This window comes from Dietzia sp. DQ11-38-2 (assembly GCF_014145055.1).
Taxonomy (GTDB): Bacteria; Actinomycetota; Actinomycetes; order Mycobacteriales; family Mycobacteriaceae; genus Dietzia.
In genome coordinates, this window is the sequence record NZ_JAALDW010000227.1 from 1 (window position 1) to 6,281 (window position 6,281).

The following is a 6,281-nucleotide window of genomic DNA, read 5'->3' on the forward strand; positions in this document are numbered from 1 at the left end:
CGGCCCTCGGCCCCGTCGGCCTCCTCGCTGCCCGCAACACCGCGCGCAGCCCACGCCGCACGGCCGCCACCTCGGCCGCCGTACTGGTCGGGGTGACGCTCACCTCGACCATGGTCACCGGGATCGCCCTGCTGGGGCCCGCCATCGAGTCGCGGCTGGTCGACCGCGTCCCGTTGGACGTCGCCGTCACCTCACCCGACGGGATCCTGCCCGGCGCGCTGCCCGAGCGACTCGCGGGCATGGACGGGGTCGCGGAGTCCCTCGTCGTCGTCGACATGTACGCCCGCGACGACGAGGGCAGAAGGACGGTCCTGCGCGTGGCCGACCCGGCCGGGGTGGCGCAGGTGATGCGCCGGGAGATCACACTTCCCGGCCCTGGCGAGATCGTCCTGCCCGAGTCCTCTCCTGTGGCCGCGGGCGCAGGTGACGGGGACACCGTCCGGTTCCGGTTCTTCACCGACGACGACACGCGGGACCTGGTGGTCCGTCGCACCAGCGATCAGTGGGCCCTCGCCGCCCCGGGCAGTGTGCCCGACTGGCCCCTGCCGCGGTCGCCGGACGGAGCGCCCTGGCCGGAGGACCTGGAGGTGCCCCGGGAGTTCGTGCCCCGCACCGAGCAGTGGCTCCGGATGGAGGACGGGTTGGAAGGCGAGCGACTCGAGACGGCGCTCGACCGGGTGCGGTCGGCGGTCGTGGAGGCCGACCCCTCGCTGGCGGTCACCGAGACCTTCGCCTCGCGGGACCAGGTCGCGGGATCCGTCCGGACCGTCCTGACGTCCAGTGCACTGCTGCTCGCGGTGGCGGTGGTGCTGGCCCTGGTGGGGGTGGTCAACACGCTCACGCTGTCGATCCGGGAACGGACGCGCGAGATCGGCCTCCTCCGCGGCGTGGGCGTCACCCGGGCCGGCGTCTGGCGGATGCTCGTCCTGGAGACGGCACTGGTGGCGGCGAGCGCCTCGACTCTCGGAGTGCTCATCGGCACGGCGTTCGGCCGACTCGGCGCGGTCGCGATGGTGGGATCCGAGAACACCGGTAACATCGCACCGCCGGTGAGCGATCTGATCACCGTGGGGGTCGGCGGGGTCGCGGCCGCGGTTCTCGCCGCCTGCCTGGCCTCGATCGGGGCGGTACGGAGACAGGTGGCCGAGATCTGACCGATGATGACGTGACGCACAGCCCCGACCGGTAGCCATCCTTTGACAGAACTGAGACACTATCGTTATGCGAACTCGGGTGCTCCTGACCGCCGGCGCGATCGCGCTGGTAGCCGCGTCGTGCGCACAGCCGGAACCGCAGGTTCTCTCCGAAGCCCCGCGATCCGCCTCTGCGACCGACCTCACCTCCGCGGCCGAATCGAGCGAGCGTGACACCCCGCCCGGCCGCTTCATCGCCCGGTGCGCCACCGAGGCCGACGGCGGCACACCGGGAATGACGGTGTTCACCGACGGCACGCAGAGTGTCACCGACCACTGCCTGAGCCGGTACTACATCGGTGTGCAACCCGCACCGGGGGCGCTGTACGTCGCCGACGACGAGACGGGCACCCACGCACCGCCCCGCCAGCCCGAGACGGGCACCACGGCCACCCAGTGGACTCCCGCCCAGCCGCGGACGGACGCCGGTGGGCAGGATCCGTGGTTCGACGACGACGACCCCACCACGGAACCGGACGAGCCGACCGAGAGCGGTCCGGGCGAGCCCACCGAGGAGACCACACCGGATGGGCCGACGACCCCGCCCGAGGGGACGACGCCGCCGACCACCCCGCCCACCAGCCCACCCACCGGACCCGGGGACACCGAGACCACGACCCCGGGCGCCGGTGAGACGACGGCCGCGAACCAGGTCGGCCAACCCACCACCGGATCCGACGAGCCGGCGCCGACCGCGGTGCCGACCGAGACCGAAACCGACGCGGCCGCTCCCCCGCCGCCTCAGGCTTCCGGGTGGCCGCCGTTCGGATGGATGGGGTCACATGACCCGAACGGGTCATTCGGCTCGGAGTGGCTCCCCTCTCTGCCCGCTCCGGTCAGCTGAACGGCTGCCGGTCCGGATCTGAACGGCTGCCGGTCCATCGACTCGGGTCGGCCCGGTAGGGCTCAGGCCTCGTCCATCCGACGTCGCAGGTCGTCCCGCTTGACGCGACGGTTGGCGTCCACAGCCGAGATGTCGGAGTTGATCTCCGCGCGCAGGCGCGTGAACAGGACCATCGACAGCGGGAGCGCGATGACCACCGAGATGATCGCCGCGACGAGGACCGGCACGTCGACGCCCGCGAGACGGCCGATACCGATGACGATCAGGGTCAGTGCGACGACCATCAGCAGCCTCAACACCGTGTAGAACATCATGTTGCGGGCCAGGCGGGCGCCGGGACTGGTTCCGGCGGGCGCCTGTGCCGGGATTGCTGACTCGTCTCGCTCGCTCATGACCCCCAGGATACGTATCGTGGTGGAAAGGAGGTTCGAGTGATCTGGCTGTTCGCACTCATCGGAGTGGTGACCGTGGCGATTCTGCTGTGGCGGGCCTTCGGGCCCGGTTCACGGCCGGCCCCGCCTCGCGTGATCGCCCCGGACGACGACCCTGATTTCCTTCGGGATCTGGACAGGCGTAAACCCCTGGACCCCTGACCGGGCATCACCCCCGGCGGCCCAGGAGATCGACGATCGAGTCGACCGCGTGGCTGATCTGCGTCCCCGTCCGGTCGAAGACCTCCGGCTGGCGGCCGATCGGGTCCTCGATGTCCCACGCCGGATCGTCGGTGTCCACGCCGAGGCGGGCCCGCGACAGGCCCCGGAGCGTCAGAGCCCGGTCCGTGTCGGCCAGATGGGCCGCCTCCAGCAACGTGTAGGTCCTCTTCCACAGCAGCGGCGCCATCTCCTGGACGGCGTCGCGGTGGGCGCGCGTGGCGGTGAGGACCAGATCGTGACCCCCGAGCACTCGTGGCGACAGGAGCCGGGCGCCGAAACCCTCCGCGCTCCCGCCATACGCCTCGAGCACCCGGCGGGTCTCGGGGTGGATCTCCACGCCGTTGACCGCCCTCGTCCCGGCGGACTCCACCACCACGTCGAGACCCGCTCGGGCGGCGCGCGCGGCGAGCAGGCGCTCGGCCAGCGGTGACCGACACATGTTGCCGGTACAGACCGTCATCACCCGGATCGCCATGCCGCAGATCCTAGTAGGGCGCAGTCACACCCACGATCCACGAGGTCATCGCACCGATCCCGGCGACCGCGAGTCGCCGGACGCGCCTGCCCGGCGTCTGCTCACCCCTCCGCCTCACTCCCCACGCCACTGCGGGGTGCGCTTGTCCAGGAACGCGGACATGCCCTCCTGGGCGTCGCATGTCATCGCGTTGGTGGCCATCGTCTCGGCCATCTCGCGGTACGCCTCGTCCTGGGGTAGATCGATCTGGCGGTAGAAGGCCTGCTTCCCGATCTCCAGCGTGAGCGGGCTGGCGACGGCGATCCGGGTGGCGAGCTCGTCCACACGGGCCCGGAGCCGGTCTGCGGGTACCGCGGCGTTGACCAGGCCCCACTCGACCGCGGTGGCGGCGTCGATCGTCTCGCCGGTCAGGAGCATCTGGAGCGCGCGTTTGCGGCCGATGTTCCGCGAGACCGCCACCATGGGGGTCGAGCAGAACAGGCCGATCCTCACGCCCGGGGTGCCGAACCTCGCGGTGTCGACGGCCACGGCGAGGTCGCAGGTCGCCACGAGCTGACACCCGGCGGCGATGGCGTGGCCCTGCACCTCCGCGATCACGGGCTGGCGGATGGCCTGGATCGACTCCATGAGCTCGACGCAGGTGTCGAACACCTCGCGCTCCTCGTCCAGGGTGCGGTTGATCATCTCGCCGATCTCGTGCCCGGCGGACATCGCCGGGCCCGACCCCGTCACCACCACCACGCCGCACGACGGGTCGTCACCGAGGTCGCGGATGGCGGCAGTGGCCTCGCGCATCATCCGCAACGACAGGGGGTTGCGGCGATCGGGCCGGTCGAGGGTCACGCGCGCGATCGGGCCGCTGCGCTCGACGAGGACGTACGGGGTGCTCACTGGGGCCTCCGGGAGGGACGACGAGTGCGTGTCACCCGGTTCTACCCCGCCGGACGGGTCCGTGGCGCGGGAGTGGGGACCGACGCCCCCGATGGAGGTCGGGACCGCGGCACCCCTGGGCCGCCTCGCCGGGACTACCGGGCCGCGGCCGGGTGCTCCCCGTCGCACCACTTCTCGACGGGCACGGCCGCCTTGACCTGGTCGACGTGCTGACCGCAGCCGTCCCAGGTGGTCTTGCCGCAGATGGAACAGGTGACCGGATAACACATGGCGTCCTCCTTCACGGGGATTCTCGACCCGACAGGGCGTCGTTCGATACCCCCTAGGGTATGTCAATCCGCGTTCGGGCGCCACTCCTCGTCCACCCGCGCGGTGGCCTCCCGCAGACGTTCCACGTGCGCCTCACAGTCCTCCCACCGCGGCAGGCGCCCGGCGGCCGCGGCGTCGAGCAGACTCGGCGCGTCTCGGTCCTTTCCGCTCATCACGTGCGTGATCGGGGTGCCGTCGAGCGCCACGGAGGGCCAGTCGACGGCGAGGTGGGGATCGAAGGCGTCCACCCCGTGCTCGGCGCCCGGTCGCCAGCCCTCCGAGCACAGGTACATCACCGTGGACTGCGGCTCGAGGGAGAGGAATCCGTGCGCCACGCCCTCGGGGACGTACACCGCACGCTGGTCCTCCGAGTCGAGGATGACCCCGGACCACTCCCCGAAGGTCGGCGACCCCACCCGCACGTCCACCACCACGTCGAACACCGTGCCGGACGGGCACATCACGTACTTCGCCTGGCCGGGCGGCACCTCGGCGTAGTGCAGGCCGCGCAGGACCCCCTCGCCCGAGACCGACACGTTGACCTGCGCGAGGTCGAAGCGGTGCCCTGTCAGGCGGCGGAAGGCCGCGTCGGTGAACGCCTCGTGGAAGACCCCGCGGTCATCGGAGATCCGGCGGGGGGTGATCTCCCACGCCCCCGTCACGCTCAACTCGCGAAGCTGCACCGGCGGTCCCGCCTTCCTGTCCACCCGACTCCTGACCCGCCCACCCTAGCGGGGCCCGCCGCGTCCGCCGGAGGCCGTCAACCCCGCATGGCGCCGACGATCTGTCCGGCCGTCCACTCGCCGATCATCAGGCAGTCCATCGCCGAGTCGTGCAGACCCGCGTCCTCGCGCCACCCGGTCACGACGAACTGGAAGACGTAGGTCGCCTCGTCGTCGCTCCATCCCACGATCAGGCTCGAGGTGGCCATCTCGCCGGGCTCGGCGGTGTAGGTCCCGCGGACGAAGCGGTAGACGCTGCGCACCGCGCCGGCGTCCTCGTCGCCCTCTCCCGCGACCTCCTCCAGCAGTGTCCAGTCGGCGAGCACCTCCGCGGTGGCCACGATCATCGTCACCGCGTCGTCGGTGGACATGGCGGGCGCGACGCGGGCACAGGTGGCCACGGCGTTGGGCGAGAACCCGTCGCGGTGCGCTCCCGGGTCGACGTAGATCACGGCCGACGGCTCCGGCGACTCGATCCGCTGCCACGGCGCGTTGTCCACCCAGGTCAACGGTTGCGCCGCGACCGCCATCGGGGGGCTCGCCTCGAGCGAGCGGCCCGTCGAGGCACAGAACTCCTGTATCGAGGCCATGTCAGCCCTGCAATCCCGCGCCGACGATGTGCGCCCCGCCGTCCACGACGATCGTCTGCCCGGTGATCCAGTGGGCGTCGTCGGAGAGCAGGAACGACACGGGGCCGGCGATGTCGTCGGGGACCCCCAGCCGGCCCGCGGGCAACGCGGCGGACATCTGCTCCTCGCGGCCGGAGTAGAGCGCCTCGGCGAAGCGGGTCTTGACCACGCCCGGCGCGACGGCGTTGACGCGGACCGCCGGGCCGACCTCCACCGCCAGTTCCTGCGTCAGTCGCATCACCAGCGCCTTGGTGGCGCCGTACCACCCGATCCCCGGCGAGGGCGCCAGGCCCGCGATCGAGGCCACGTTGACCACCGCCCCGCCCCGCTCCTCGAGCCCCGAGTGATAGACCTTCTGCGTCCACGCCAACGTGCCCAGCGCATTGACTTCGGTGATCTTGCGAGCGGCCGCCAGGTCCACGTCGATTGTCCGACCGAACACCGGGTTGATGCCGGTGTTGTTGACCAACAGGTCCACGGGCCCGAAGGTCTGCTCGGCCCGGGCCACCACCTCGCGCTGGTGGTCCTCGTCGTCGGACTTGCCCGCGACCGCGAGCACCCGTTC

Annotated in this window: 10 protein-coding genes; 3 read left to right on the forward strand and 7 right to left on the reverse strand. The window is 71.5% G+C overall.

Features of this window, described 5'->3' with window-relative positions; genetic code table 11:
- Both G6026_RS08420 and G6026_RS08425 read left to right on the forward strand, forming a co-directional pair.
- On the forward strand, nt 1-1,154 hold a 1,154-nt coding region (locus G6026_RS08420), incomplete at its 5' end, for an ABC transporter permease (protein WP_182612903.1).
- A gap of 67 nt (nt 1,155-1,221) precedes the next feature.
- Nucleotides 1,222-2,037 carry a hypothetical protein gene (locus G6026_RS08425; RefSeq protein ID WP_182612904.1) on the forward strand — a complete coding sequence of 272 codons (816 nt, stop codon included), beginning with the start codon at nt 1,222-1,224 and terminating at the stop codon, nt 2,035-2,037.
- A gap of 62 nt (nt 2,038-2,099) precedes the next feature.
- Here the strand turns inward: G6026_RS08425 and G6026_RS08430 are convergent, their stop codons facing one another.
- The gene (locus G6026_RS08430) at nt 2,100-2,429 is read right to left on the reverse strand and encodes a DUF4229 domain-containing protein (RefSeq protein WP_107757147.1); all 330 of its coding nucleotides are present in this window, start codon (nt 2,427-2,429) and stop codon (nt 2,100-2,102) included.
- A 39-nt stretch (nt 2,430-2,468) separates the two neighbouring features.
- Between G6026_RS08430 and G6026_RS08435 the strand changes: the two genes are divergently transcribed.
- Nucleotides 2,469-2,630, forward strand: coding sequence for a hypothetical protein (locus G6026_RS08435; RefSeq protein ID WP_167457827.1), 162 nt, complete (start codon nt 2,469-2,471; stop codon nt 2,628-2,630).
- 7 nt (nt 2,631-2,637) lie between these two features.
- Here G6026_RS08435 and G6026_RS08440 read toward each other — a convergent pair whose 3' ends face one another.
- The 6 genes from G6026_RS08440 to G6026_RS08460 form a co-directional block, all read right to left on the reverse strand.
- Nucleotides 2,638-3,165 carry a protein-tyrosine-phosphatase gene (locus tag G6026_RS08440; protein ID WP_107757148.1) on the reverse strand — a complete coding sequence of 176 codons (528 nt, stop codon included), beginning with the start codon at nt 3,163-3,165 and terminating at the stop codon, nt 2,638-2,640.
- 114 nt (nt 3,166-3,279) lie between these two features.
- A complete protein-coding gene (locus G6026_RS08445; RefSeq protein ID WP_182612905.1) occupies nt 3,280-4,056 on the reverse strand; it encodes an enoyl-CoA hydratase in 777 nt (258 codons plus the stop codon).
- A gap of 134 nt (nt 4,057-4,190) precedes the next feature.
- A complete protein-coding gene (locus tag G6026_RS17800) occupies nt 4,191-4,325 on the reverse strand; it encodes a hypothetical protein (RefSeq protein ID WP_255412654.1) in 135 nt (44 codons plus the stop codon).
- Between the two features lie 63 nt (nt 4,326-4,388).
- On the reverse strand, nt 4,389-5,048 hold the full coding sequence (rfbC, locus tag G6026_RS08450) for a dTDP-4-dehydrorhamnose 3,5-epimerase (RefSeq protein WP_107758190.1): 660 nt from the start codon (nt 5,046-5,048) through the stop codon (nt 4,389-4,391).
- A 77-nt stretch (nt 5,049-5,125) separates the two neighbouring features.
- Nucleotides 5,126-5,677 carry an LpqN/LpqT family lipoprotein gene (locus G6026_RS08455; protein ID WP_107757150.1) on the reverse strand — a complete coding sequence of 184 codons (552 nt, stop codon included), beginning with the start codon at nt 5,675-5,677 and terminating at the stop codon, nt 5,126-5,128.
- A 1-nt stretch (nt 5,678) separates the two neighbouring features.
- On the reverse strand, nt 5,679-6,281 hold a 603-nt coding region (locus G6026_RS08460; RefSeq protein ID WP_241727986.1), incomplete at its 5' end, for an SDR family oxidoreductase.

What these genes read in the sequence shown, in the direction of transcription:
- G6026_RS08425 (WP_182612904.1), top strand. Translation starts at nt 1,222, where the DNA reads ATGCGAACTCGGGTGCTCCTGACCGCCGGCGCGATCGCGCTGGTAGCC.
- G6026_RS08430 (WP_107757147.1), bottom strand. Translation starts at nt 2,429, where the DNA reads ATGAGCGAGCGAGACGAGTCAGCAATCCCGGCACAGGCGCCCGCCGGA.
- G6026_RS08440 (WP_107757148.1), bottom strand. Translation starts at nt 3,165, where the DNA reads ATGGCGATCCGGGTGATGACGGTCTGTACCGGCAACATGTGTCGGTCA.
- G6026_RS17800 (WP_255412654.1), bottom strand. Translation starts at nt 4,325, where the DNA reads ATGTGTTATCCGGTCACCTGTTCCATCTGCGGCAAGACCACCTGGGAC.
- G6026_RS08455 (WP_107757150.1), bottom strand. Translation starts at nt 5,677, where the DNA reads ATGGCCTCGATACAGGAGTTCTGTGCCTCGACGGGCCGCTCGCTCGAG.